Below are 25,739 nucleotides of genomic sequence, written 5' to 3' on the forward strand. Positions count from 1 at the left end.
ACACTGATGGCATGACGCAGGCCGAACGACCGGAGCGCAGGGCCTTCTTCGACCTGTGGGGGCCCTACGCTCTGCTCGCGGTCGGCGTGGTGACGGCGGGCGGTTCGGCCCACGCGGTCGGGATGACGCCTGCCGCGATACGGGTCGCCGGCGCGCTGGTGGTCGTGTCCCTGCTGCTGCAGCTGTTCTGGGGGCGGGCGGCCCGCGAGTGGTCGGGGCCGAACCGCACGAGTACGACGCTGTACTTCGTCCGTTGGGCGCTCGGGTTCGGGCTCACCTGGCTCAACCCGTTCTTCGCCTTCTACGCCGTCACGGGCTACTACAGCGCCGCCCGCCAGCTGACCCGTCGGCTGATGCTGACGGGTCTCTTCCTGACCGCCCTCACCATGGCGGGCAGCGAGATCGGGGGCATGCCACCGCGCGGCCTGCTGTGGTGGCTGGGCTTCGGCGTGGTGTTCGGCGCCAACCTCGGGCTGGTCGCCCTCTTCAACCGGTTCAATGTGCAGGAGCAGGAGCAGGCCCGCACCCAGGCCGAGGTCATCGCCGAACTCGGCCGTACCAACGCGGCGTTGCAGCGGGCTCTCGATGAGAACGCCGCCCTTCACGCCCAACTTCTCGTCCAGGCACGGGAAGCCGGGGTCGCCGACGAGCGCCGTCGGCTGGCCGCCGAGATCCACGACACCATCGCCCAGGGCCTGACCGGCATCATCGCCCAGCTCCAGGTCGTCGCGAACGCCCCCGACCTGGCCGTCGCCCGCACCCACCTCGAACGGGCCTCGACGCTCGCCCGCCACAGCCTCGGCGAGGCCCGCCGCTCGGTGCACAACCTGGCCCCCGTGGCGCTGGCCGACGACGGTCTGCCCCAGGCGCTGAAGAAGACAGTCGCCGAATGGGGTGAACGCACCGGCATACGCGCAGAGTTCACCGTGACCGGTACCCACGAGCAACTCCACGACGAGGTCTCCGCCACCCTCCTGCGCATCGCCCAGGAGGCCCTCTCCAACGCCTCCCGGCACGCCCGCGCCGCCCGCGTCGGAGTGACACTGAGCTTCATGGGCGACGAGGTCACCCTCGACGTACGGGACGACGGCCGGGGCTTCGACCCGCTCGCCGTCCCCGCCCGCACCGGCACCGGCGGATTCGGTCTCGACGGCATGCGGGCCCGCGCCGAACGCATCGCCGGCTCCCTCGCCGTGGAGTCCGAACCGGGCCACGGCACGGCGCTTTCGGCTCGCGTACCGTTGGTACGCCATGCCCCATGACACAGACACCCGTATCTCGCTGCTGATCGTCGACGACCATCCCGTCGTACGCGACGGTCTGCGCGGCATGTTCGCGTCCGCGCCCGGGTTCACCGTCGTCGGCGAGGCGGTGAACGGGGTCGAGGCGGTCGAGCGGGCCGCCGCCCTCGATCCGGACGTGATCCTCATGGACCTGCGCATGCCGGGCGGCGGGGGAGTGGACGCCATCGCCGAACTGACCCGCCGACGCGCTCGCGCCAGGGTCCTCGTCCTCACCACCTACGACACCGACTCCGACACCCTGCCCGCGATCGAGGCGGGCGCGACGGGCTATCTGCTGAAGGACGCGCCCCGCGACGAGCTGTTCACGGCCGTGCGCGCCGCCGCCGAGGGCCGTACGGTCCTCTCCCCGGCCGTCGCCTCCCGCCTGGTCAGCGCAGTGCGCGCCCCCGGCAACGAGCCTCTCTCCGCCCGTGAGCGGGAGGTCCTGGCGCTGGTCGCCAAGGGCACCTCGAACCGTGAGATCGCCCGCGAACTGTTCATCAGCGAGGCGACCGTGAAAACCCATCTCACCCACCTGTACGGCAAGTTGGGCGTGAAGGACCGGGCGGCGGCGGTGGCGACGGCGTACCGGCGGGGGATCCTCGGCTGACCGGGCCGCGCCCCGGCCCGTCACGGCCCGCTCTCAGCGGACCTTCAGCAGCAGCACGGACCGCGCCGGCACCGTGATCGCCGTGCCCGCCCGGTGCACGACTCCGGGGGCCTCGGACTGGTCCTCGCGCGAGGTGTCCACGACCACCTCGTACCGCGCGGCCCAGGGCGGCCCCGGCAGGTCGAAGGGGGCCGGCCGGTCCCCGGCGTGCAGCACGGCGAGGAAGCTGTCGTCGACGACCGGGGTGCCCCGCGCGTCCCGGCCGGGGATGTCCCGGCCGGACAGATACATCCCGAGGGTCGCGGCGGGCGCGTACCAGTCCCGTTCCGTCATCTCGGTGCCCCGCGCCGTGAACCAGGCCAGGTCCCGCAGTCCGTCGACGGAATGGGCCCGCCCGGAGAAGAACGCCCGGCGGCGCAGCACGGGATGCTCGTGCCGCAGCGCGATCAGACGGGACGTCAGCTCGAACAACGCCCGCCAGCCGGGGTCTTCGAGCTGCGACCAGTCGACCCAGCTGATCTCGTTGTCCTGGCAGTAGGCGTTGTTGTTGCCCCGCTGGGTCCGCCCGAACTCGTCCCCGGCAACCAGCATCGGCACCCCGGTCGACAGCAGGAGCGTAGTCAGCAGGTTCCTCAACTGCCGCCGCCGCAGCGCCTGTACGCGCTCGTCGTCGCTCTCGCCCTCCGCCCCGCCGTTCCACGCCCGGTTGTCGTCGGAACCGTCCCGGTTGCCCTCGCCGTTCGCCTCGTTGTGCTTGCGCTCGTAGGACACGAGGTCCCGCAGGGTGAAACCGTCGTGCGCGGTCACGAAGTTGACGGAGGCGTACGGCCGCCGTCCGCCCCAGGCGTACAGGTCGCTCGACCCGGACAGCCGGTAGCCCAGGTCCCGTACGTCGGGCAGGGCGCCGCGCCAGAAGTCCCGGACGGCGTTGCGGTAGCGGTCGTTCCACTCGGTCCACAGGGGCGGGAAGGCGCCCACCTGGTAGCCGCCGGAGCCGACGTCCCACGGCTCGGCGATCAGCTTCACGCGGCGCAGCACGGGATCCTGCGCGATGACGGCGAGGAACGGCGACAGCATGTCGACGTCGTGCATGGACCGGGCCAGGGCGGCCGCCAGGTCGAAGCGGAAGCCGTCGACGCCCATCTCGGTCACCCAGTACCGCAGCGAGTCCGTGATCAGCCGCAGCACCTGCGGCTGCACGACGTGCAGGGTGTTGCCGCACCCCGTGTAGTCCGCGTAGCGGCGGGCGTCCGACTGGAGCCGGTAGTACCCCCGGTTGTCGATGCCGCGCAGCGACAGCGTCGGGCCGAGTTCGCCCGCCTCCGCGGTGTGGTTGTAGACCACGTCGAGGACGACCTCGATCCCGGCCGCGTGCAGCGCGCGCACCATCCGTTTGAACTCGCCGACCTGCTGTCCGGTCGTGCCGGAGGCGGCGTAGCCCGCGTGCGGGGCGAAGTAGCCGATCGAGTTGTAGCCCCAGTAGTTCTTCAGGCCCCGGCGCAGCAGATGGTCCTCGTGCGCGAACTGGTGCACCGGCAGCAGCTCCACCGCCGTCACCCCGAGGTTCACCAGGTGCTCGATCGCGGCCGGGTGCGCGAGGCCCGCGTACGTGCCGCGCAGGTCCTCGGGAATCCCCGGGTGCAGACGGGTGAATCCGCGCACGTGCAGTTCGTAGATCACCGAGTCCGCCCACGGGGTCTTCGGGCGGTGGTCGTCCGACCAGTCGTCGTCGTCCTGGACGACGACGCCCTTGGGGACGAAGGGCGCCGAGTCGCGGTCGTCGCGCACGGTGTCGGCGACCTGCTGCTGGGGCCAGTCACGGACATGCCCGTACGCCTCCGGCGGCAGGCTGAAGTCGCCGTCCACGGCACGGGCGTACGGGTCGAGGAGCAGTTTCGCCGGGTTCCAGCGGGCGCCGGTCCACGGGTCCCAGCGGCCGTGCACCCGGAAGCCGTAGGGGCGGCCGGGGTGCACACCGGGGACGAAGCCGTGCCAGATCTCGTGGGTGAGTTCGGTGAGCGGGACGCGTGTCTCGGCGCCCTCCTCGTCGAAGAGACACAGGTCGACGGCCTCCGCGCCGCCCGCCCACAGCGCGAAGTTGGTGCCCGTGGTGCCGTCCGGCCCGACCCGGAAGCGTGCTCCGAGCGGAGTCGGGGCACCCGGCCACACGGAGACGGAGGGCGCCGCGGGGCGCCGCCGCGCGCCGTTCACCGCGGGAGCGGCCGGCTCCACCGCCGGGTCCGCGGCCGCCGGTGCGGCGGCGGACGGCCCCGCCGGGTCCGTGGCGGTCTGCGCGGGCAGCCCGCCGCCCGCGGCACGTCCCTCCTGGACCGCCTCCTGCTCGGGTGCGCTCGACACCGGTCAGCCTCCCACGGCTCGTGGAACGGCACGAAAAAGGGTGCACGGCGTCCCGGCCGCAGCTCCTTGTCGCGTCGTCCTCCCCACTGTTCTGCCCAGAGCGTGGCTCGCACTCACGTTTCCCCGGACGGGCGGCGTCGTTGGGTCCCTTGTGAAGCACGTACAGACGCGCGCGCGGCGCGCAGGGGCCGCGCTGGCCGCCGTACTGACCTGGGCCGGCCTGCTGGCCGGAGCCTCCGGCTGCTCCTCCGACGGGATCTCGAAGGGGATCGGTGAGGCGTTCGGCAAACCACGGTCGCCCGAGGACGTCATCCATGTCTCGCCCGACGACAACACCAAGGGCGTACGCCCGCAGGAGCCGCTGCTGGTACGGGTGCCCAGCGGGCGCCTGGAGTCCGTGAAGGTCGTCAGGTCCCAGGACGCCGAGGAGTCCCCGGTGCCGGGGCACATCAGCGACGACGGCCTGTCCTGGAAACCGGACGGGCCGCGGCTCGCGCTGGCCGCCAAGTACACCGTCGACGCGGTGGCCCTGGACGGGAGCGGGCACCGCTCGGCACGGCACACCACGTTCACCACGGCCGTCCCCGACGAGCGGTTCATCGGATACGTCACTCCGGAGGACAGGTCCGTCGTCGGCACCGGAATGATCGTCTCCCTCGAATTCAACCGGGAGATCGCGAACCGGGCCGCCGTCGAGCGCGCCATCCAGGTGCGGGCGCGGCCGGCGGTCGATATCCGCGCGCACTGGTTCGGCGACGGCCGCGTCGACTTCCGTCCCGAGCGGTACTGGAAGCCGGGCACGAAGGTCACCGTGGCGCTGCGGCTGCGCGACGTCGAAGCGGCACCGGGGGTGTACGGACTCCAGTCCAGGACCTTCTCGTTCACCGTCGGCCGCAGCCAGACGTCCCTCGTCGACGCCGGCGCCCACACCATGGAGGTACGCCGCGACGGCAACCTCATCGCCACGGTGCCGATCACGGCGGGGGCGCCCAAGACGACGACGTACAACGGGAAGATGGTCGTCACGGAGATGCTCGAAGTGACCCGGATGAACAGCCGGACCGTCGGTTTCGGCGGCGAGTACAACATCCCCGACGTTCCGCACGCGATGCGCCTGACCGACTCCGGAACCTTCCTGCACGGCAACTACTGGGCGCCGGACGCCTTCGGCAACACCAACGTGAGCCACGGGTGCGTGGGCCTGCGGGACGTGAAGGGCGGCAGCTCGGACACCCCGGCGGGCTGGTTCTTCGACCGCAGCCTCATCGGGGACGTCATCGAGGTCGTCCACAGCAAGGACAAGTTGGTCGCCCCCGACAACGGACTCGGCGGCTGGAACATGGGCTGGAAGGAGTGGAAAAGGGGTGGGGCGGTGAAGTAACCCGATATACGGGTATCCGCACGGCGGGCTCCAGCCGCGCCCCGTACGGCCGAAGTTGGGACTGAACGGTGACCTTCCCGGGGAGCCATCACTCCAGGTCGTGTGATTAATTAGCGCGATACGCGCGTGGGACGCGCTGGAGTGCGGGCCTGATCAGGCCGTGCGAGGGGAGAAAACAATTTTGAACGGGCGACCGATATCGGGGGCGTCGGTTGGCGCGCGGACTCACAAGAGCAACGGAATCCTGGCGCTGCTGCTGGGAGTTCTGCTGCTCGCCGTGACCGCCTGCGGCGGGGGAGGGAGTTCGGACCAGGGGTCCGGCTCCGGCGAGGGCAAGGGCAAGGGCTCCAGCGGCACGGCGGACACCAAGGTCTCGCAGGCCGTGGTGACCATCGCGCCCAAGGACGGCGCCGCCGACGTGAAGACCAGCGGCGCCCTCAAGGTGACCGCGGCCAAGGGCAAGCTGACCGAGGTCGAGGTCGAGGACACCAAGGGCAAGGCTGTCGAGGGCACCATTACGGACGGGGGCGCCACCTGGACGCCGTCGACCCACCTCTCCGCGGCCACCAAGTACAAGGTCCACGCGGTGGCCAAGGACTCCAGTGGCCGTGAGGCGGCCGAGGAGGCCGCGTTCACCACGCTGACCCCGAAGAACACGTTCGTCGGCATCTACACGCCGGAGGACGGTTCCAAGGTGGGCGTCGGGATGCCCTTCTCGATCCGCTTCACCCGGGGCATCACGCACCCCGACGACGTCAAGAAGGCCATCACCTTCAAGACCGAGCCGGCGGTCGACGTCGAGGGCCACTGGTTCGGCAACGACCGTCTCGACTTCCGTCCCGAGCACTACTGGCAGGCCGGCACGAAGGTCACCGTCACCTTCGACCTCGACGGTGTCGAGGGCCGCCCCGGCGTCTACGGCAAGCAGGCCAGGACCGTGAAGTTCACGATCGGCCGCAGCCAGGTCAGCACCGTCGACGCCAAGACCCACAAGATGGTCGTCAGGCGCGACGGCAAGGTCCTCAAGAACATCCCGATCACCACGGGCAAGCCGGGCTACGAGACCTGGAACGGTCAGATGGTCATCAGCGAGCGCCTCAAGGTGACCCGTATGAACGGCGAGACGGTCGGCTACGGCGGCGAGTACGACATCAAGGACGTGCCGCACGCCCAGCGCCTGACCGATTCGGGAACCTTCATCCACGGCAACTACTGGGGTGGCGGCGCCTTCGGCAACTTCAACGCCAGCCACGGCTGCGTCGGCCTGCGCGATGTGCGCGGAGGGTACGACGGCAAGGTGCCGGCGGCCTGGTTCTTCGACAACTCGATGATCGGCGACGTGGTGGTCGTCAAGCACTCCCACGACAAGACGGTCGCCCCGGACAACGGCCTCAACGGCTGGAACATGTCCTGGTCGGACTGGACCAAGTAACCGCGCCGGACCGGATCGAGCAACCGCGCCGGACCGGATCGAGTGGCCGCTTTTCACCGGGCCGGGTGTGCTGTGACTCAGCACACCCGGCCCGGTGCCGTTAACGGCCACTAACCTGCTTCCATGACTGTGCATCTCGAAGTGGCCGAAGGCGTGGGCACCATCCGCCTGGACCGCCCTCCCATGAACGCCCTGGACGTCGCGACGCAGGACCGCCTCAAGGAACTGGCCGAGGAGGCCACGATCCGGCCGGACGTCCGCGCGGTGGTGCTGTACGGCGGGGAGAAGGTGTTCGCGGCGGGCGCGGACATCAAGGAGATGCAGGCCATGGACCACGCCGCGATGGTCGTACGGTCCCGGGCCCTGCAGGACTCCTTCACCGCCGTCGCCCGCATCCCGAAGCCCGTCGTCGCCGCCGTCACCGGATACGCGCTCGGCGGCGGCTGTGAACTGGCCCTCTGTGCCGACTACCGCATCGCCGGGGACAACGCCAAGCTGGGCCAGCCGGAGATCCTGCTCGGCCTGATCCCCGGTGCCGGCGGCACTCAGCGGCTGTCCCGGCTGATCGGCCCCTCCAAGGCCAAGGACCTCATCTTCACCGGCCGCATGGTCAAGGCCGACGAGGCCCTCGCGCTCGGCCTGGTCGACCGGGTCGTCCCCGCGGCCGAGGTGTACACCGCCGCGCACGCCTGGGCCGCCCGGCTCGCGCAGGGCCCGGCCATCGCGCTGCGCGCAGCGAAGGAGTCGATCGACGCGGGCCTGGAGACGGACATCGAGACCGGACTGACCATCGAGCGGAACTGGTTCGCCGGCCTGTTCGCGACGGAGGACCGCGAGCGGGGAATGCGGAGCTTCGTGGAAGAGGGCCCCGGCAAGGCGAAGTTCCTCTGAGCCGTCCGTCGCGCCGGCCCGGGACACGGCTTCCTCGCCTCCCGGGCCGGCCGGCCGACGGCCTCCGACGCGGCGGATGTCACCCTCGTCATTTCCGCTGATCAACTTGCAGTTGACGCGATGTCTTACCCGGCGTCCCCCGTTGGGGCGGTTTATCCCAGGCTTAAGGCAGCCTTAAGTGAACCTTGTCGTGAGAGGCCGGCGATTGCCCTCGACGGGCCCGTTCCGGCAGGTCGGACGGGTCCTCGCTGTCCCCGAACTGCCTACGGCATATGCCGATCGGATGGTGTGGAATGTCGCGTTCCGGGGGGCGTATTCCTCCGGAACGGCCCCGAAGGGGGCTCTCGGCGGCCATGATGGGGGCATGGCGGGGCTGGAGGGTATCGAACAGCCGCGGCGGCACGGAAGTGCGACCGCGGCGCGCTGGACGCCTGCGGTCGAGGACGAACGGGCGCTCAAGGCACTGGAGTTGTTCGGCAATCCCACCGAGGGGGAGGTGCCGTTGCCGTCCCGCCCGGAGTCCGCGGCCACCGCGCGTCGGCTCACCCAGGTCGTGGTGCTGCGGCACTGGGGCCTGTCTCCGAAGATGACCGAGGACGCGGTCTTACTCGTCTCCGAACTCGTGGGCAACGCCGTACGACACACCGGCGCCCGCGTCTTCGGACTCCGTATGCGCCGCCGCCGCGGCTGGATCCGTATCGAGGTCCGTGACCCCTCCCGCGGCCTTCCCTGTCTCATGCCGGTCCAGGAGATGGACCTGAGCGGCCGTGGTCTCTTCCTCGTCGACAAGCTCTCCGACCGCTGGGGTGTCGACCTGCTGCCCCGGGGCAAGACCACCTGGTTCGAGATGCGCGTCGTGGACCGCTGACTCGCTCCGACCGCCGAACCGTCCCCGCCGCCGACCTGTCCCGGCTCGTACGCGAAGGCCCCGTAGGTGAAAGCCCCGTACGCACAGCCTCGTACGCGAAATCCCCGTACCTGGCGGCCCTGAACGCAAAAGCCCCGGCCGTGTGGCAGCCGGGGCTTGTGGGGTGTCGCGGAACGAATTGGGGTGTGAACCGCGCCACCGGCGACAACCGTGGCCCGGGTCAATGGGTGGAGGTCGCATCGCCGACTATCGCAGACGCGGCCGACTGATCCAAAAGCAGGGGATCCCGCTCCACTTACGGGCTCCGCCGCCCCCGTGCGACCCCGTGACCGGGAGCCGCAAAGCGACCCGCACCACCACCCAGTCGGACCAATCGCCGGTTTTTCGGCCGATTCACCCTTAAATGGTCCGGTGACCACGCCCGCCGAAGACCACGCAGCCCCCGCCCCGCCCCGGCGCGCGGCCCTGCTCACGGGACTCGCGCTCACCGCAGGAACCCTCGCCGCCGGAGTGACCGCAGGCTGTTCCACCCCGCGCGCCACCCATCCCCAAAACCTCACGACACCCCCGGCCGCACCCAGCGCACCCCCCGCCACCGCGACCCGCGCAGCCCCCGTACTCGCCCCCGCCCCCCGCCGCTACCCCGCGCAGCCCTCCGAAATCACCCACGGGCCCCGCACCCACCCGTCCAAGGTCGCCCTCACCTTCCACGGCCAGGGCGACCCCGCCGTCGCGAACTCGCTTCTCGGCGAGGCCGAGAAGGCCGGCGCCCGGGTCACCGTCCTCGCCGTCGGCACCTGGCTGGACGAGCACCCGGACGTCGCCCGCCGCATCCTCGACGGCGGCCACGACCTCGGCAATCACACCCTTCGCCACGTCGACATCAACGCGATGTCACCGACGGAGGCCGCCGCGGAGATCCGGGGCTGCGCGGACCGCCTCAAGCGGCTCACCGGCTCGATCGGCACCTGGTTCCGGCCGTCCCGCAGCCCCCGGGCCTCCCCCCTGGTCCAGCGCCTCGCCCGCGACGCGGGCTACCCGCACACGCTCTCCTACGAGGTCGACTCCCTCGACTACACCTCGCCGGGAGCCACCGCGGTCACCCGCAAGGTCCTGGCCGAAGTCCGCCCCGGCTCCGTCGTGAGCATGCATTTCGGATACGCCGACACGGTCGCCGCCCTCCCCGCCCTCCTGCACGAACTCGACCGCCGCGGCCTGCGCGCGGTCACCACCACGGAGCTGCTGAGCTGATGCTGACGCCACCCTCCTTCCTGTGCCGCGTCCTGATCGCCGGCGCCGCCCTCACCACGCTCGCCGCCCTCGCGGGCTGCGGCGGCCCTTCCCGGGACCACGCCGACGAAGCCCTCGGCACCAAGGCCGCCGCCGTCCGGCCCGCCCAGCCGAAGCAGCGGACGGTCCAGGGCCTGCCCGGCATGCCCCCTTTGCTGGATCCCACGGACGTCTACGCCGCCGACCGCCCGAACCGGCTCTCCCCGGTGGTCAAGGACTTCCCGTCCCGCGTCTACGTGCCCAACACCAACTCCAACACGGTCTCGGTCATCGACCCGAAGACGTACAAGGTCATCGAGACGATCCCGGTCGGTGTCCAGCCCCAGCACGTCGTCCCCTCCTGGGACATGAAGACCCTGTGGGTCAACAACGACCGGGGCAACACCCTCACCCCCATCGACCCGAAGACCGGCGAGGCGGGCAGGCCGGTCGACGTGCACGACCCGTACAACCTCTACTTCACGCCCAACGGCAAGTACGCGATCGTGATGGCCTCCCTCGACCGCGAACTGGTCTTCCGCGACGCGCACACCATGAAGACCGTCAGGACGGAGCCGGTCAGCTGCTACGGCGTCAACCACGCCGACTTCTCCCCGGACGGCCGCTACTTCATCGTGTCCTGCGAGTTCAGCGGCGAACTCCTGAAGGTCGACACCGAGCGGATGAAGGTGATCGGCCAGGAGAAGCTGCCGTTCCACGGGGCGATGCCGCAGGACGTGAAGATCTCCCCGGACGGCAAGAGGTTCTACATCGCCGACATGATGGCCGACGGCGTGTGGATTCTGGACGGCGACAAGTTCACCGAGCCGACCCTGCTGCACACCGGCAAGGGCACGCACGGCCTCTACGTCAGCCGGGACTCGCGCGAGATGTACATCTCCAACCGCGGCGAAGGCACCATCTCCATCTTCGACTTCACCCAGAACCGGCTCACCAAGAAGTGGCGCCTGCCCGACGGCGGCAGCCCCGACATGGGCGGCGTCTCGGCGGACGGCAAGGTCCTGTGGCTCTCCGGCCGCTACAACTCGGAGGTGTACGCCATCGACACCCGCACCGGGGTCCAGCTCGCCCGCATCAAAGTCGGCAGCGGTCCGCACGGCCTCGCCGTCTACCCCCAGCCGGGCCGGTACTCGCTCGGCCACACCGGCATCTTCCGCTAGAGCGGGGCCCGTTGACCGGCCATGGCTGACACGCCGTCGTACGGGCGACGGTCCCGGGCCCGTCGCCGCAGCACCGTGATCGTGCTCCGCGCGATCACAACTCGCCTGCGGTGGCGGGCCGTTGCCGTCGTCCGATCCCTGGCGGCCGTCGGCGCGAAGACCGCCGCGCCGGTTCGATACGGGCCGGTCCGACAAGGCCGGTTCGGTACGCGCCGGTTCGGTACGCATCGGTTCGGTACGGCCCGTTCGGTACGCGCCGGTTCGGTACGGCCGGTTCGGTACGGCCCGTTCGGTACGCGCCGGTTCGGTACGCATCGGTTCGGTACGGCCCGTTCGGTACGCGCTGGTTCGGTACGCAACCGGTTCAGCGAGCGCTGAGCAGGGCCTCCGCTCCGACGGGACCGTAACCGGCCGCCTGGAACGCCCGCAGACTGCGGGCGTTGCCCGTCGCCACCTGCGCCCAGACCGGCTCGCCCGCGAGGTGCCGCGCCGCCGACGCGAGCGCCCGGCCCAGCCCGCGGTGCCGTACGTCCTCGTCCACCTCGACCGCGACCTCCAGGCGCCCGCCGACCCCGCGCCCGAGGACGAGGACCCCGCCGTCCGCGGCCCACGCCCGTACGTCGTCGCGCCGCCTTCGGGACCCGGCGACCCGCGGGTGACCGAGGTCGTCGATCTCCGTGAGCGCGAGAGCCGCGGGGCCGGGGAGCGGGGCGGCGACGGACAGCAGATCGATCGTGTCGTTCGACCGCCCCGTCCGCTCCATGAACGCGGTGAGGAACCGGGGATTCATGGTCGCGGCGAGCGCGTCGCAGTCGAGAGCGCCCAGTGCGGCGCGCACCCAGCCCTCGTCCTCGTCGGTGAAGACGACGGAGTGCGCGGTGAAGGCGAGGACGCCGGCGTCGCGGGGTGAGTGCTGGCGTACGACCGTGGTGGCGCCGTCGGGCGGCGGGAGGACTCCACGGGCCGCGGCGTCCAGAATGTCGCGCAGAGTACCGGGCATGACTGTCCCCCGCCGCTTGAGTCTCCACCCACTGGAAGGCCCAGACTCGCAGACATGATCGACGACGGCACCGGCCTTTTCACCATCGGCGAACTGTCCCGGAGCACCGGCCTGACCGTCCGCACCATCCGTTACTGGTCGGACGTGGGCGCGCTGCCCCCGGTGGCCCGGTCCTCGGGCGGCTACCGCCTGTACGACGCCGGGTCCGTGGCCCGCCTGGAGCTCATCCGCACCCTGCGCGAACTCGGACTGGGTCTCGTCGATGTGCGCGGGGTGCTGGCCGGCGAGACGACGGTGGCGGAGGTGGCGGCCGCGCACGTGGCCGCGCTGGACACGCAGATCAGGTCGCTGAAGGTGACCCGGGCGGTGCTGTCGACCGTCGCACGACGTGGTTCGAGCGCACAGGAGATGACACTCATGAACAAGCTGGCGCGGCTCTCGGCCGCCGAACGCGGGCGCATCATCGACGACTTCATGGAGGAGACCTTCGGGGGCCTGGACACCGCGGACCCCGACATCCGTACCCGGATGCGGTTCAGCATCGGCGACCTGCCGGACGACCCGACACCCGGGCAGGTGGACGCCTGGGTGGAGCTGGCCGAACTGATCCAGGACCCGGGTTTCCGGGCGCGGATGCGCGAGATGATCGAGTTCAACGCGGCGGGCCGGGGGCCGGACGTGCCGCCGGGCACGTCCGTGTGGTTCATGAGCCGGCTGGTGCAGCTGGCGGGCGAGGCGCTGGGGCGGGGTGTCGACCCCGGGTCGCCGGAGGCGGACGCGGTGCTCGGCGGCCTGCTCGGTGACGCCGACCGGGGCGCCGTCCTCGCGCGCATGGAATCCGCGGCGCATGCCGAGGTGGCCCGCTTCAGGGAGCTGACCGCACTGGTCCGCGGCCTGGACCCGCTGTCGGCGCACCGTGACGAGTTCGCCTGGGTGGTCGCCGCACTGCGCGCTCACGCGGACCGTTAATGTGACCTCCGTACACAAGGCAGTAACGCATGCAGTGATGCACGACGAAGGGGCGGATCGGTGGCCGACATCGAGGAAGCACGCAAGCAGTTCGAGCGGATCGATACGGACGGTGACGGCTTCATCACCGCAGCCGAGTTCAAGACCGCTCTCGCCCAGGGCGGTGACTGGAACGTCACCGAGTCGGTGGCGGAGGCCGTCATCGCCAGCCGCGACCTCAACGGCGACAAGGTCCTCTCGTTCGACGAGTTCTGGACCCACCTGAGCAAGTGACGCCCGTCGAAGGGGCGCCCACCGGGTTTCCGGCGGGCGCCCCTTCGACGTGCCGGAACCCATGGGCAGAGCGGGCAGTGCGGGCAGTGCGGAGAGGTCCGGCAGCCCGTCGGTTTGGAGCCCGGGCTCCGCGGGGCCCGGGCCCCGCGGAGCCCGGTGTTCTCGGTACCGGTCACTCTGATGCCGTACGTCCCGGAATAGCGCATCCGCCCCCGGAGTTGGTGTGGCCATCAGGAGCATCCACCCCGGAAGGGTCTGTCTCTCATGAAGATCGGCATCATCGGCGCGGGCAACATCGGCGGCAACCTCACCCGGCGGCTCACCGCTGTCGGTCACGACGTCTCCGTCGCCAACTCCCGCGGTCCCCAGACGCTCGGCGCGCTCGCCGAGGAGACCGGGGCGACCCCCGTCACGGTCGAGCAGGCGGCACAGGACGCGGACGTCGTGATCGTCACGATCCCGCTCAAGGCCGTACCGAACCTGCCGGACGGCATCCTGGACGGAGCCGCCGAGGGCGTCGCCGTCATCGACACCGGCAACTACTACCCCCAGCAGCGCGACGGCAGGATCGCCGGGATCGAGGACGACGGCCTCACCGAGAGCCGCTGGACCGCCCAGCAGATCGGCCACACCGTCATCAAGGCCTTCAACGGCACGTACGCGCAGGACATCCTGGACCGCGCCCGTCCGGCCGGCGCCCCCGACCGCATGGCCCTCCCGGTGGCCGGTGACGACGCGGCGGCGAAGCGCCGCGTGCGCGACCTCATCGACGAGATCGGCTTCGACACCGTCGACGCCGGCGGCCTGGACGACTCCTGGCGCCAGCAGCCCGGCACCCCCGTCTACGGTCTCCAGGAAGGCCTCGACGCGGTGACGAAGGCCCTGGCGGAGGCGCCCCCCGAGCGCCAGGCGGACTTCCGCGGGTAAGTGGCGCGGGTGAGCGGCCGGCCCGCTGTGAACGATGTCTAGACCGCCGGGCTCAGCCTGGACTCCGGGACCTCGGGAGCGTGGGGGTAGGCGGCGGACCGGTGCTGGAAGGAAAGGATCTTCGGGTTCTGGACGACGCCGTCGCGGATCTCGATGGCCTTTCTGACCGTGACGTCGGCGTCCCATGCAGTGGGACCGCTCATGACCTTGCGCAGGTAGGGAAGGAGCGCCTCACTGATTTCCCAGGTGGCGGAGTTCCACAGGTGGGACGGGCTGTGATCCACCGCGTAGTAGTGGCAGCCCGGTCCCACGGTGTGCATGGGCTCGCCGAAGCTGGTCGGTCGGGCCCATGCGAAGCCCATGCCCTCGTCGCAGGCGACGTCGATGAAGAAGGTCCCCGGCCGGAACCCGGCGAGTTCCTCGTCGGTGACGAACATGAGCGGCGCGTCGGTGTCCTGCAGGATGCAGTTGACGATGATGTCGAACCCGGCCAGGTACTCCGCCAGCGGCACGGGCCCGGCCGGAGTGGAGGCCTGCAGGCGCGACGGGTCGTCCTCCTGCTCCTCGAAGTGGCCCATCACGACCGAGGGCATCGGCGAGGCGACCGCCGCGGCGGCGCGCTGGGTGAGCACCGTGACGTCGGAAACCCCCATGGCGCCCAGGCCCGTGACCGCTCCGCGCGCCGTGGCGCCGAAACTGATGACCACCGCGCGCAGGCGGCGCCCGTAGCTGCCGGTCAGGCCGCCGAGCTGGAGCGCCTGCAGCACCGAGCAGTAGCCCGCGAGCTCGTTGTTCTTGTGGAACACGTGGACGCTGAAGGCGCCCGACGAGGTCCAGTGGTTCATGGCTTCCCAGGCGATCAGCGTCAGCCGCCGGTCGATGCCGATCTGGGTCATCTTCTCGTCCTGCACGCAGTGCGGCCATCCCCACAGCACCTGGCCCTCGCGCAGTTCGGCGACGTCCTCGTGCATCGGCTTGGGCAGCAGCATGATGTCGCACTCGGCGACGAGTTCCTCGCGGGAGCGCAGTCCCGCCACAAGGGGCCGCAGCGCGTCGTCGGCGACGCCGAACCGCTCGCCGTAGCCCTGTTCGAGGAAGATCCTCTCGCGCATGTCCGGGGCGATCCGGTGGAGGTGGCTGGGGTGCAGCGGCAGGCGGAACTCGTTCTCCTTGCGGGAGGAGGCGAGTACTCCGAGAGTCATCAGACTCATGTGGGGCGGCTCATTTCCGGCCGGACGCGATGCGCTCCGGCGTTGCCGTTCCCCGAGGGCGACGCCGCGATGGATGGCGGCGTGCGAGGTGCGCTCGGTACTCCCACCGTACTCCGGTCCCGGCCGGGGACCCCTCGCCGCTCGTTTGAGCCGAGGAGGATGGGTCGGCGTACGGGGTGAAGCGGATCTAGGCGCTGCCGGCCCACGCGCGCAGGGCGGCCTCGCTCTCGAAGTCCGCGACGTCCCTGTCCGCCGGCTCGTCGGTGTACTGGTGGAAGCGCCACTTCGCCTTGATGCGGGGCTTGCCGGCGGTCACGTAGTCGGCGATCCACAGGCCGTCGCCCGCGTACGAGGTGGTGTCGACGTTCAGCCAGAAGTCGCGGTCGGTGTAGAGCACGACGCGGTTGTCCGGGCGGAGTTCCTTCACCTTGCGGATGAAGCGGTCCTTCTCCGCGTTGCTCGCGTGGGTGCCGTCGCCGGTGGTCTCCCAGTCGACGGCGAGCAGGTCGCCCGCCCTCTCGGGGGCCTTGCTCACGAAGTACGCGGCCTGGGCGGTGATGTCGCCTGGCCACAGGAAGTGGTAGAAGCCGACGACGCAGTCGGCGTCGCGGGCGGTCTTCACCTGCGCGGTGAGTTTCGGATTGACGTACGAGCGGCCTTCCGTCGCCTTGACGAAGACGAAGGAGAGGCCGGCGGTGCTGTATGCGGTCGGCTGGTAGGAGCTGACGTCGATACCTCGCAGCATGGGTGGAGCCTCCGTGCATGGGGGGACGGGCCACGCGGGGCGATGCCCGGTGTCCGTGGGGATCAACTGCCGCTGTCCGTGGGGGACAGTTCGTAAGGGACAACTGCCTTTGGAGTTCCCCCACTTCGCCCCCTCCACGCTCGCACGCATGACCGGTACCCCCGCACCGGTACCCCCGCACCGGCCCGCCCGCACGGCCCGCCCGCACCGGCCCGCCCGCATCGGCCCGCCCGAGCCGTCACGGCCTCGTGGGGAGTACGCCGAGCCGCGCCGTGCGGCCGGGCCGGCCGGCAGTCGTCTTCTTGCTCCCGGCGCGGAGAAGTCCACGACATCGCCCGCGTCCGCCCCGGCGGTCACCCGGGGTCCGTCGTGGCCGACGCCCGGAAAAGGGGGCCGAAGCAAAGCCTTCTTCTCGGTCGGTCGTTGTGGGTGTGCCGGGTCGTTGCGTGTGCATGCCCGAGGCGCGCGGACCTGGGTCCGGCGGGCGTACCTGGGTCCGGCGGGGCCGGTCAGCCGGACGGCGTCGGCGTGTCGGCGGGGGACGGTGTGCCGGCCGGGGCGGACTCGGGGGTCCTGCGCCGTTCCACCGCCCCGGCGAGCGAGCGGCGCACCTCTCGGGTGCCCGCCCCGTACCCGATGCCCACGAGGGCCAGCACCAGCCAGAACAGCGGCAGTGCGCCGTGGCCGGCGGCCAGGTCGAAGCCGCCGCCGACGAAGCCGCCCAGCATGCCGCCGACACCCCAGGCCATCGTGGAGTAGCCCAGATACAGGCCGGTACGGCCCTCGGTCGCGAGGCCCGCGACGACCGCGTCGACCACGCCGCAGAACAGTGACTCGCCGATCGAGGTGACGACGACGGCGGCGACGATCGGGCTGATCCCGTCGACCGAGCACAGCAGCCAGCCGCCGCCGAGCAGCACTCCGGACGCGATGAACATGTCGAGGCGCCCGATCGTGGACCGCTTCTCGATCCGCGAGCCGAGCAGCCACACGGTCAGCATCACCACGACCGCGTTGCCCGCGGTGAGCGGGCCGACCAGGTCGGAGGACAGCTTCTGGTGGACGACGGTCAGCGGCAGCGCGACCCGGTACTGGGTGATGAGGAACCAGCCGCCGACCGCGAGCGAGCAGAAGATCATCAGCGGGCGGTCGTGCAGCGCCTCGGCCATGGCGGCGGCCTTGATGGGCGCCGCGTTCGTGGCGTGCAGGCCGCGCAGCAGCACCGCGGAGGTCACGGCGAACGCCAGGTGCAGCGCGGCCGCGATCAGGAACCCGGCCTTCATCGCGCCGCCCGCCATCAGCGCGGTGCCGATCAGCGGGCCGATCAGGGCGGCCCCGTTGATGGACACGTAGTAGCGGCTGAGGTCGGCCGCGACCCCGCCGGACTTGCTGGAGGCGAGGACGCTGCGGGCGCCGTTGTTGTTGAGGGAGCCGCCGACGCCGAGCAGCGCGACCGCCGCGCCCCAGGCGATGAAGCTGCCGCCCGCGACGGTGAACACGACGTACGCGCCCGCCTCGACGGCGAGACCCAGGGTCAGGATCCGGGCGGCGCCGAAGCGGTCGCTGACCCAGCCGGACGGGATACCGAGGCCGCGCCGGGTGAATTCCATGACGGCGAAGAGCAGACCGGTCTGGAAACTGCTCAGCCCCTCGCCCTTGGTCAGGTGCACCGCGAGGAACGGTACGACCATGAAGAAGCCGATGTTGGTGGTGAAGCGGCCGAGGATGACGACGTACGCCGGACCCCGGCCCGTGACGAAACGGCCGGTCCGTGCCTTCGGGGTGCGCTCCGCCTCCGTTCCGGAGTTCCCGGCGAGTGTCACCCCGTCCCCCTTCTCGGGTGTCACCGCGCCACCTCTTCGTCGGTGTGGATGACGATCCGGGCGGCCGCCGCGTCGGCCGCGTCGGCGGCGGCCTTGGGGTCGGGGCCCGCGGCGACGACATGCCCGGCCCGGTTCCAGGAGTCGCCGAGCGGCGCCAACTCGTCGCCCACTTCGGGCAGTTCACCGATACGGATCACGCCCTCCATGGCCTGGGCTTCGGCCACGCCCGTCAGCTCGGTGACCCGGCCGGGCCGTGGGGTGAGGTAGCGGATCGAGGCGCCGCCCGCGTGGCCCGTACCGGGCCCCGGCAGCACGCCGTGGGCGAGGGCGAGGACGGCGCCCTGCAGCATGTCGATGCCGGTGACGTGGTGGACCAGTTCCCAGATCTGGTCGCCGCCCTGCCGGGCGTTGATCTCGACGACGGTGGCGCGGTCGCCGTCCTCGGCGAGCATCACCTCGGTGTGGCAGGGTCCCCAGGCGTAGCCGACGGCGTCCAGGGCGTTCAGCGCCGCGTCGACGAGCGTCCGGTACCGGTCGGCCGGCAGCGGCGCGGGCAGGTCGTGACCGGTCTCCACGAAATGCGGGCCGCCCGAGGTGTGCTTGCGGGTGACCGCGAGGACCCGGTGGCGTCCGGCGGCCGAGAGCGACTCGACGCTGAACTCCTGGCCGGTGAGGAACTCCTCGGCCAGCACCGTGGACGCGGACTCGCCCTGCGGCCAGGCGAAACCGGTTCTGGCACCGCTGGTCCAGGCCCACGCCTCGGCCAGTTCCCCTTCGGTATGCACGAGATGCACGCCCGTTCCGCCGTTGCCGTCGACCGGTTTGAGGATCACGCCGGTCGGACAGCGGCGGAGCAGCGCGAGGGCCTCGTCGACGGTGGCGCACACCTGGTGGGCGACCGCGCCCAGGCAGTGGTCCCGCAGATGCCCGCGCATGGCGGCCTTGTCCTGGGTCAGGGCGAGCGTGGTCGGCGAGTTGCCGCGCGCACCCAGTTCCTCGGCCACCACGCTCGCCGGGCGCAGGGAGAGCTCGGTGAGCCCGAGCACCGCGTCCACGGGACGCCGGGCGTGCACCTCACGGGCGACGGTGAGCAGCGCCTGCGGGTCGGTGAAGTCGGCGTCGACCACCGCGAGGGCGAGCGACTCCTCCAGCTTCCGGTCCCCGCCCGGGCGGTGGACCACGGTGAGGGCGACCGGCAGGCCGACGAACTTGCCCAGGATGTCGTGACGCGGACAGATGAGCAGAAGATGGGGCACCTGGGCCCCGTAGCGCCGGCCTTGCATGTCAGGCGGTCCCCCCGGTGCCGGCCGCGTCCTGCGCGGCCGCGTTCCACGCTCGTTCCAGCTCGCGGATGCGGGCCGAGTCCTTCTCGATGGCGTCCCGGTCGTCGGCGCCCTGGATGACCCAGCCCAGGCTGGTGGTCACGTCGTTGGTGACCGGCATGTCCCGGCCCTCGGGCGGGATCGACATGGAGAACGTGGTGGGCAGGTCGGCGATCGCCCGGAGGATCTCCATGTTCCGCACGGGGCCGGCCCGGTCCGAGCAGAGCCAGAGCGTACGGACCTCTTTCACGAGCTCGAAGGACGGCGCGAACTCCCCGTCGAGGACGTGCCGTACGGTGCGCTCGATCTGGTTGTCGCCGGTGGCGAGGGACCCGGAGATCATCATGCAGCTGCCCGAGTAGCGGGCTGCCAGCTCCACCAGCCGTGGCCCGTCCGCCGTCATGATCGCTTCGGCGTGGGTGGAGCCGTTGCGGATGCCGACCGCGTCCGCGGCGCGCATCACGTACGGGGCGAGGACCGCCACGTCGGGGTGATCGGGGGCCAGGAAGTCGGCGACGTCGTAGATGCCGATGCGGGGGCCCCGGTCGTTCTTGGCGTAGACACAGGTGTCGACCAGACCGTGCCGTCCGTCCACCGAGTACAGGTCGACGATGTATTCGGGCCCCTCCAGGAACTCCTGCACGATGACGGTGTCGTTGCGGAGTTCGAACCCGTTGACCTGGCCGAGGATGTGGGTGAAGTAGCCGAGCCACTCGCCGCCGGCCGGCACGAAGTGCACGTTGTCGGTCCCGGCGCTGTGCGGCGGCTTCAGGATGAGCGGCCGGCCGGTGAGCCCGGTGGCCTCGATCCAGGCGGCGGCCTCGGCGGGGTCGGCGGTCGACAGGGTGCGCGGACCGGAAACACCGGCACGCTCCAGGGCGAGTGCCATCTCCCCTTTGTGACGTTGGCACTTGGCACTTCCGGGCACGTTCTGGAACTGTGGCATGAGGCGTTCGACGAGCTGGGCGGCGAATTCGACACCGCTCTCGTTTCCGGTGACGATGCCCACCGGGTCGTAGGATTCGACGAGTTTCACCATGGCCTCGAAGTCGCCGTCGTAAAAGTGCACGGCCTCGAAGTCGTCGGGGTACCAGATGTTCTTCTTGACGAATTTCGCCAGAGGCCGTGGGCTGCTCATGACGGTTACCGGCAGCACGCCCCGGGCCCGGAAGGCGCTGGCGAAGCCACGGTCGTCGCCGTCCCTGATGTGGTAGCCGTCTACGACGATCACGTGCTGCCGCCCAGTGGACTTCATGACTCAACTCTGCTGGCCGGGGCCCCGCGGCGACAGTGGCGGAACTGCCACGCATCCACGATTTACTGCCAGCCTGCGCGCGGGGGTGAGCGTGGCACCGGACTGCTGCCGGGCCCGTCAACGGTGTGGGTCCGCCCATGAGCGCGAGTGAGAGAATCCCGACCGCTTCAGGTCCATGCCGTGAGCATGAGGGCTGATTCGGCCATGGGACAGGACAGCGGAGGGACTGTCAGAACACCATGTATCACTGCCACATTGGAACACATGCTGAAGAACGTAGCCGCGGTCCTGCTCGACAATGTCCATCCCTTCGAGCTGGGTGTCGTATGTGAGGTATTCGGGATCGACCGCCGCGAGGAGGGACTGCCCGCGTACGACTTCGCGCTCGTCGCCGCGGAATCACCCTCGGTCCGGGCGGTGCCGGGGTTCACCATCAGCACGCCCTACGGACTCGACCGGCTGGAGGAGGCCGATCTCATCGCCGTCCCGGTGGGGGACGACTTCCACACCCGGGACTTTCCGCCCGCTCTTCTGGAGGCCCTGCGCCAGGCGGTGGCCCGCGGGGCCCGGGTTGTCAGCGTCTGTGTCGGGGCCTTCGTCCTGGGCGCCGCGGGGCTGCTCGACGGACGGCGTTGCACCACCCACTGGCGGTACGCCGACGCCCTCGCCGAGCGCTACCCCAAGGCCCAGGTCGAACCGGGAGTGCTCTATGTCGACGAGGACCCGATCCTCACCTCGGCCGGCACCTCCGCGGGGATCGACGCCTGCCTCCACCTGGTGCGCAAGCTCCAGGGCAGCGACGTCGCCAACGCCATAGCCCGGCGCATGGTGGTGCCCCCGCACCGGGAGGGCGGCCAGGCCCAGTACATCGAACGGCCGGTGGCGCAGTACGGCGAGGACGGCGTGCGCGAGGTGCTGACCTGGGCCGAGCGGCACCTGGACCAGGAGATCAGCGTCGAGCAGCTGTCGGCGCGGGCCTGCATGTCGCCGCGCACCTTCGCCCGCCGCTTCCGGGCGGAGACGGGGACCACCCCCTATCGGTGGCTGCTGGCCCAGCGGGTGCTGAGTGCCCAGCGGCTGCTGGAGAACACCGACGAGACGATGGAGGCGGTGGCGGCCCGTACGGGATTCGCCAACGCGGCCGCCCTGCGGTACCAGTTCGTGCACTTCCTCAACACCACGCCCAACGCGTACCGGCGTGCTTTCCGGGGCCGGTTACCCGACACGACCAGGCATTGAGCCCCCGCGCGGGGCGACAGGAGGAGGGGAATGCTGCGCATCGCGGTAGTGGGCGCCACCGGGGCGGTGGGCCGGGAGTGCCCGGCCCTGCTCGACGGCGGGATCGTGCCCGTGGAACGGGTGGTGCCCGTTGGATCGGCGCGGCGTCGGCCGGGACCTGGGCACCGAACTGGCGCTGTCCCTGCCCATGTCGGACCTGGTCACCCTGGACGACCTGGACCCGCGGGGTCTGGATGTCGCCGTCCTCTCCGGGGGCGCGCGGGTGAGCGGCCAGGAGGCGGAGCGGCCGGCCGGGCCGAACACACCCTGGTCCCGCGCTCCGACGTCCCAGGGACTTTCCGGGGACTTTCCCCAAGCAGGGAAGGCCCCGACAGCGCCGAAAGAAACGAACGCGCTGGTCAGGGCCCGCTTCCCTAGCACTCGATGATGTTGACCGCCAGCCCGCCCCGGGCCGTCTCCTTGTACTTGACGCTCATGTCGGCGCCGGTCTCCTTCATGGTCTTGATGACCTTGTCGAGGGAGACCATGTGGGAGCCGTCGCCGCGCATGGCCATCCGGGCCGCCGTCACGGCCTTCACCGCGGCCATACCGTTGCGCTCGATGCAGGGGATCTGGACCAGGCCGCCGACCGGGTCGCAGGTCAGGCCGAGGTTGTGCTCCATGCCGATCTCGGCGGCGTTCTCGACCTGCTCGGGGCTGCCCCCGAGCACCTCGGCGAGCGCGCCGGCCGCCATCGAGCAGGCCGAGCCGACCTCGCCCTGGCAGCCGACCTCGGCGCCCGAGATGGAGGCGTTCTCCTTGAAGAGCATGCCGATGGCTCCGGCGGCGAGCAGGAACCGTACGACACCCTCCTCGTCGGCGCCGGGCACGAAGTTGATGTAGTAGTGCAGCACCGCCGGGATGATGCCCGCCGCGCCGTTGGTGGGGGCGGTGACCACCCGGCCGCCCGCCGCGTTCTCCTCGTTGACCGCCATCGCGTAGAGGGTGATCCACTCCATCGCGTGGGCCAGCGGATCGCCCTCGGCGCGCAGCTGGCGGGCCGAGAGGGCGGCGCGGCGGCGGACCCTGAGGCCGCCCGGCAGGATGCCCTCGCGGGCCATGCCGCGCGAGACGCACGCCTGCATCACGCGCCAGATGCCGAGGAGCCCCTCGCGGATCTCCTCCTCGGTGCGCCAGGCCCGCTCGTTCTCCAGCATCAGGGCGGAGATCGACAGGCCGGTCTCCTTCGTGAGCCGCAGCAGCTCGTCGCCCGTGCGGAACGGGTACTTCAGGATCGTGTCGTCGAGCTTGATGCGGTCCTCGCCGACCGCGTCCTCGTCGACCACGAAGCCGCCGCCGACCGAGTAGTACGTCTTCTCCAGGACGAGCTCGCCCGAGGCGTCGTACGCGAAGATCGTCATGCCGTTCGCGTGGTACGGCAGGGCCTTGCGGCGGTGCAGGACCAGGTCGTCGGCGAAGGAGAAGTCGATCTCGTGCTCGCCGAGCAGGTTGAGCCGGCCCGAGGTCTTGATCTGCTCGACCCGCTCGTCGGCGCCCTCCACGTCCACCGTCCGGGGCGAGGCGCCCTCCAGGCCGAGCAGCACCGCCTTGGGGGTGCCGTGGCCGTGGCCGGTCGCGCCCAGCGAGCCGTACAGCTCGGCGCGTATCGCTGTGACGGGGGCGAGCAGCTCTTCGTTGCGCAGCCGCCGGGCGAACATGCGCGCTGCGCGCATCGGGCCCACCGTGTGGGAGCTGGACGGGCCGATGCCGATCGAGAACAGGTCGAAGACCGAGATGGCCACGGGAACTCCTAGGTGGTTTCGCCGGACGCCGTTGTCCGGCGGAGGTGGTGCGGGACCGCATGGAACGGGGCACCGCGCTCTTCCAGTGTGCGCGGTGCCCCGGATGTCCGTACGAAAGGAACCGTACGGGTGAATACAACGTAGGACAGAAAGCCTACGGAACTACTTCAGGCCGGGGTACAACGGGTGCTTGTCGGCCAGAGCGGACACGCGGACCTTCAGGCCGTCCACGTCGTAGGACGGCTTCAGCGCCTCGGCGATGATGTCCGCGACCTCGGTGAAGTCCTCGGCCGTGAAGCCGCGGGTGGCGAGGGCGGGCGTACCGATGCGCAGGCCCGAGGTGACCATCGGCGGGCGGGGGTCGTTCGGGATGGCGTTGCGGTTGACCGTGATGCCGACCTCGTGGAGGCGGTCCTCGGCCTGCTGCCCGTCCAGCTCGGAGTTGCGCAGGTCGACCAGGACCAGGTGCACGTCCGTGCCCCCGGACAGGACGTCCACGCCGACGGCCTTCACGTCGTCCTGGACCAGACGCTCGGCCAGGATGCGCGCGCCGTCCAGCGTGCGCTGCTGGCGCTCCTTGAAGTCGTCGGTGGCGGCGACCTTGAAGGAGACGGCCTTGGCGGCGATCACATGCTCCAGCGGACCGCCCTGCTGACCGGGGAAGACCGCGGAGTTGATCTTCTTGGCCAGCTCGGCCGTCGAGAGGATCACGCCGCCGCGCGGGCCGCCGAGGGTCTTGTGGGTGGTCGTGGTGACGACGTGGGCGTGCGGCACCGGGTTCGGGTGCAGACCCGCGGCCACCAGGCCGGCGAAGTGCGCCATGTCGACCATGAGGTACGCGCCGACCTCGTCGGCGATGCGACGGAACTCCGCGAAGTCCAGCTGCCGCGGGTAGGCCGACCAGCCGGCCACGATCAGCTTCGGCCGGGACTCCTTGGCGAGGCGCTCGACCTCGGCCATGTCGACCTGGCCGGTCTCGTCGCTCACGTGGTACGGGACCACGTTGTAGAGCTTGCCGGAGAAGTTGATCTTCATGCCGTGGGTGAGGTGCCCGCCGTGCGCGAGGTTCAGACCCATGATCGTGTCGCCCGGCTTGAGCAGCGCGAACATCGCGGCCGCGTTGGCCTGGGCGCCCGAGTGCGGCTGCACGTTGGCGTGCTCGGCGCCGAACAGCGCCTTGACGCGGTCGATGGCGATCTGCTCGACCACGTCGACGTGCTCGCAGCCGCCGTAGTAGCGGCGGCCCGGGTAGCCCTCGGCGTACTTGTTGGTCAGGACCGAGCCCTGGGCCTCCATGACCGCGACCGGAGCGAAGTTCTCCGAGGCGATCATCTCCAGGGTGGACTGCTGGCGGTGCAGCTCGGCGTCGACGGCGGCCGCGACGTCCGGGTCCAGCTCGTGAAGGGGGGTGTTCAGAAGCGACATGCGGTGACTCCTCAGCCGGCGGTGGAAGCGGTGTACTCGTCGGCGGACATCAGGTCCTCGGGCTCGTCCGCGACGCGCACCTTGAACAGCCAGCCGCCCTCGAAGGGCGCGGAGTTCACCAGCGACGGGTCGTCCACCACGTCCTGGTTGGCCTCGACGACCTCGCCGTCGACCGGGGAGTACAGGTCGCTGACCGACTTGGTCGACTCCAGCTCGCCGCAGGACTCGCCCGCGGTCACCGTGTCACCGACCTCCGGGAGCTGGGCGTAGACGACATCGCCGAGCGCGTTGGCCGCGAACTCGGTGATGCCGACTGTCGCGACGCCGTCCTCGGCGACGGACAGCCACTCGTGCTCCTTGCTGTAGCGCAGCTGCTGGGGGTTGCTCATGGCCTGAATTCTCCTGTACGCGGTGGAGTGCTGATGGAGGGAAGCGTGGGTGACCCGGGCGGATGTGCCCAGGGTCACGTCCGGCGCCCGACGGGCTCGCCCGTCAG

22 protein-coding genes are annotated in these 25,739 nt (G+C 70.8%); 12 read left to right on the plus strand and 10 right to left on the minus strand.

Annotated elements, in window-relative coordinates; all coding sequences use genetic code 11:
- Positions 1–11 precede the first annotated feature (11 nt).
- Entirely contained in the window at positions 12–1,262 is a 1,251-nt protein-coding gene (locus ACFYR3_RS34590; protein WP_389285871.1) for a sensor histidine kinase, read from the plus strand.
- Positions 1,252–1,893, plus strand: a complete 642-nt coding sequence (locus ACFYR3_RS34595) for a response regulator transcription factor (protein WP_356784230.1) — start codon at positions 1,252–1,254, stop codon at positions 1,891–1,893. The genes ACFYR3_RS34590 and ACFYR3_RS34595 overlap by 11 nt, the downstream gene beginning before the upstream one ends.
- A gap of 33 nt (positions 1,894–1,926) precedes the next feature.
- Here ACFYR3_RS34595 and glgX read toward each other — a convergent pair whose 3' ends face one another.
- Positions 1,927–4,251 carry a glycogen debranching protein GlgX gene (glgX, locus tag ACFYR3_RS34600; protein WP_355852416.1) on the minus strand — a complete coding sequence of 775 codons (2,325 nt, stop codon included), beginning with the start codon at positions 4,249–4,251 and terminating at the stop codon, positions 1,927–1,929.
- Positions 4,252–4,402: 151 nt separating this feature from the next.
- Between glgX and ACFYR3_RS34605 the strand changes: the two genes are divergently transcribed.
- The 6 genes from ACFYR3_RS34605 (at position 4,403) to ACFYR3_RS34630 (ending at position 11,273) form a co-directional block, all read left to right on the plus strand.
- Entirely contained in the window at positions 4,403–5,632 is a 1,230-nt protein-coding gene (locus ACFYR3_RS34605) for an Ig-like domain-containing protein (protein ID WP_355852413.1), read from the plus strand.
- Positions 5,633–5,813: 181 nt separating this feature from the next.
- Entirely contained in the window at positions 5,814–7,064 is a 1,251-nt protein-coding gene (locus tag ACFYR3_RS34610) for an Ig-like domain-containing protein (protein ID WP_355852410.1), read from the plus strand.
- A gap of 123 nt (positions 7,065–7,187) precedes the next feature.
- On the plus strand, positions 7,188–7,955 hold the full coding sequence (locus ACFYR3_RS34615) for an enoyl-CoA hydratase/isomerase family protein (RefSeq protein ID WP_261705631.1): 768 nt from the start codon (positions 7,188–7,190) through the stop codon (positions 7,953–7,955).
- A gap of 364 nt (positions 7,956–8,319) precedes the next feature.
- Positions 8,320–8,823: an ATP-binding protein gene (locus tag ACFYR3_RS34620; protein ID WP_355852407.1), complete on the plus strand. Its 504-nt coding sequence runs from the start codon at positions 8,320–8,322 to the stop codon at positions 8,821–8,823.
- A 411-nt stretch (positions 8,824–9,234) separates the two neighbouring features.
- Positions 9,235–10,074, plus strand: coding sequence for a polysaccharide deacetylase family protein (locus ACFYR3_RS34625; RefSeq protein ID WP_389285874.1), 840 nt, complete (start codon positions 9,235–9,237; stop codon positions 10,072–10,074).
- A complete protein-coding gene (locus ACFYR3_RS34630; protein ID WP_355852404.1) occupies positions 10,074–11,273 on the plus strand; it encodes a hypothetical protein in 1,200 nt (399 codons plus the stop codon). The genes ACFYR3_RS34625 and ACFYR3_RS34630 overlap by 1 nt, the downstream gene beginning before the upstream one ends.
- Positions 11,274–11,637: 364 nt before the next feature.
- Here ACFYR3_RS34630 and ACFYR3_RS34635 read toward each other — a convergent pair whose 3' ends face one another.
- On the minus strand, positions 11,638–12,273 hold the full coding sequence (locus ACFYR3_RS34635) for a GNAT family N-acetyltransferase (protein ID WP_389285876.1): 636 nt from the start codon (positions 12,271–12,273) through the stop codon (positions 11,638–11,640).
- Positions 12,274–12,327: 54 nt separating this feature from the next.
- Between ACFYR3_RS34635 and ACFYR3_RS34640 the strand changes: the two genes are divergently transcribed.
- The 3 genes from ACFYR3_RS34640 (at position 12,328) to ACFYR3_RS34650 (ending at position 14,442) form a co-directional block, all read left to right on the plus strand.
- Positions 12,328–13,242 (plus strand): MerR family transcriptional regulator, encoded by a 915-nt coding sequence (locus ACFYR3_RS34640; RefSeq protein WP_355852399.1) that lies wholly within the window; start codon positions 12,328–12,330, stop codon positions 13,240–13,242.
- A 60-nt stretch (positions 13,243–13,302) separates the two neighbouring features.
- On the plus strand, positions 13,303–13,515 hold the full coding sequence (locus ACFYR3_RS34645) for an EF-hand domain-containing protein (protein WP_261705625.1): 213 nt from the start codon (positions 13,303–13,305) through the stop codon (positions 13,513–13,515).
- Positions 13,516–13,719: 204 nt separating this feature from the next.
- Positions 13,720–14,442: an NAD(P)-binding domain-containing protein gene (locus ACFYR3_RS34650; RefSeq protein WP_356784246.1), complete on the plus strand. Its 723-nt coding sequence runs from the start codon at positions 13,720–13,722 to the stop codon at positions 14,440–14,442.
- A 38-nt stretch (positions 14,443–14,480) separates the two neighbouring features.
- On the opposite strand, the gene ACFYR3_RS34655 is transcribed toward ACFYR3_RS34650, so the two are convergent.
- From ACFYR3_RS34655 to ACFYR3_RS34675, 5 genes are all read right to left on the minus strand, one after another.
- Positions 14,481–15,653 (minus strand): N(5)-(carboxyethyl)ornithine synthase, encoded by a 1,173-nt coding sequence (locus ACFYR3_RS34655; RefSeq protein WP_355852396.1) that lies wholly within the window; start codon positions 15,651–15,653, stop codon positions 14,481–14,483.
- A gap of 187 nt (positions 15,654–15,840) precedes the next feature.
- The gene (locus ACFYR3_RS34660) at positions 15,841–16,398 is read right to left on the minus strand and encodes a glycoside hydrolase family 25 protein (RefSeq protein WP_355852393.1); all 558 of its coding nucleotides are present in this window, start codon (positions 16,396–16,398) and stop codon (positions 15,841–15,843) included.
- 509 nt (positions 16,399–16,907) lie between these two features.
- On the minus strand, positions 16,908–18,245 hold the full coding sequence (locus tag ACFYR3_RS34665; RefSeq protein WP_389285879.1) for an MFS transporter: 1,338 nt from the start codon (positions 18,243–18,245) through the stop codon (positions 16,908–16,910).
- A complete protein-coding gene (locus ACFYR3_RS34670) occupies positions 18,242–19,477 on the minus strand; it encodes an ATP-grasp domain-containing protein (protein WP_389285881.1) in 1,236 nt (411 codons plus the stop codon). Before ACFYR3_RS34670 ends, ACFYR3_RS34665 begins: the two co-directional genes overlap by 4 nt.
- 28 nt (positions 19,478–19,505) lie before the next feature.
- Positions 19,506–20,798 carry an ATP-grasp domain-containing protein gene (locus ACFYR3_RS34675; protein WP_355852384.1) on the minus strand — a complete coding sequence of 431 codons (1,293 nt, stop codon included), beginning with the start codon at positions 20,796–20,798 and terminating at the stop codon, positions 19,506–19,508.
- A 264-nt stretch (positions 20,799–21,062) separates the two neighbouring features.
- Here ACFYR3_RS34675 and ACFYR3_RS34680 point away from each other — a divergent pair, with 264 nt between their 5' ends.
- Entirely contained in the window at positions 21,063–22,037 is a 975-nt protein-coding gene (locus ACFYR3_RS34680) for a helix-turn-helix domain-containing protein (RefSeq protein WP_355852381.1), read from the plus strand.
- A 413-nt stretch (positions 22,038–22,450) separates the two neighbouring features.
- Here the strand turns inward: ACFYR3_RS34680 and ACFYR3_RS34685 are convergent, their stop codons facing one another.
- The 3 genes from ACFYR3_RS34685 to gcvH form a co-directional block, all read right to left on the minus strand.
- A complete protein-coding gene (locus ACFYR3_RS34685) occupies positions 22,451–23,818 on the minus strand; it encodes an L-serine ammonia-lyase (protein ID WP_355852378.1) in 1,368 nt (455 codons plus the stop codon).
- A 162-nt stretch (positions 23,819–23,980) separates the two neighbouring features.
- Positions 23,981–25,243, minus strand: a complete 1,263-nt coding sequence (glyA, locus tag ACFYR3_RS34690) for a serine hydroxymethyltransferase (protein WP_355852375.1) — start codon at positions 25,241–25,243, stop codon at positions 23,981–23,983.
- Positions 25,244–25,254: 11 nt separating this feature from the next.
- On the minus strand, positions 25,255–25,632 hold the full coding sequence (gene gcvH, locus ACFYR3_RS34695) for a glycine cleavage system protein GcvH (RefSeq protein WP_355852372.1): 378 nt from the start codon (positions 25,630–25,632) through the stop codon (positions 25,255–25,257).
- Positions 25,633–25,739 lie beyond the last annotated feature (107 nt).

Origin of the sequence: Streptomyces sp. NPDC005784 (assembly GCF_042871525.1) — a bacterium.
Lineage (GTDB): Bacteria > Actinomycetota > Actinomycetes > Streptomycetales > Streptomycetaceae > Streptomyces.

Coding starts and splice junctions, on each gene's coding strand:
- ACFYR3_RS34590 (WP_389285871.1), top strand. CDS start 12: ATGACGCAGGCCGAACGACCGGAGCGCAGGGCCTTCTTCGACCTGTGG.
- ACFYR3_RS34595 (WP_356784230.1), top strand. CDS start 1,252: ATGCCCCATGACACAGACACCCGTATCTCGCTGCTGATCGTCGACGAC.
- ACFYR3_RS34615 (WP_261705631.1), top strand. CDS start 7,188: ATGACTGTGCATCTCGAAGTGGCCGAAGGCGTGGGCACCATCCGCCTG.
- ACFYR3_RS34620 (WP_355852407.1), top strand. CDS start 8,320: ATGGCGGGGCTGGAGGGTATCGAACAGCCGCGGCGGCACGGAAGTGCG.
- ACFYR3_RS34630 (WP_355852404.1), top strand. CDS start 10,074: ATGCTGACGCCACCCTCCTTCCTGTGCCGCGTCCTGATCGCCGGCGCC.
- ACFYR3_RS34635 (WP_389285876.1), bottom strand. CDS start 12,273: ATGCCCGGTACTCTGCGCGACATTCTGGACGCCGCGGCCCGTGGAGTC.
- ACFYR3_RS34640 (WP_355852399.1), top strand. CDS start 12,328: ATGATCGACGACGGCACCGGCCTTTTCACCATCGGCGAACTGTCCCGG.
- ACFYR3_RS34655 (WP_355852396.1), bottom strand. CDS start 15,653: ATGAGTCTGATGACTCTCGGAGTACTCGCCTCCTCCCGCAAGGAGAAC.
- ACFYR3_RS34660 (WP_355852393.1), bottom strand. CDS start 16,398: ATGCTGCGAGGTATCGACGTCAGCTCCTACCAGCCGACCGCATACAGC.
- ACFYR3_RS34675 (WP_355852384.1), bottom strand. CDS start 20,798: ATGAAGTCCACTGGGCGGCAGCACGTGATCGTCGTAGACGGCTACCAC.
- ACFYR3_RS34680 (WP_355852381.1), top strand. CDS start 21,063: ATGCTGAAGAACGTAGCCGCGGTCCTGCTCGACAATGTCCATCCCTTC.
- glyA (WP_355852375.1), bottom strand. CDS start 25,243: ATGTCGCTTCTGAACACCCCCCTTCACGAGCTGGACCCGGACGTCGCG.
- gcvH (WP_355852372.1), bottom strand. CDS start 25,632: ATGAGCAACCCCCAGCAGCTGCGCTACAGCAAGGAGCACGAGTGGCTG.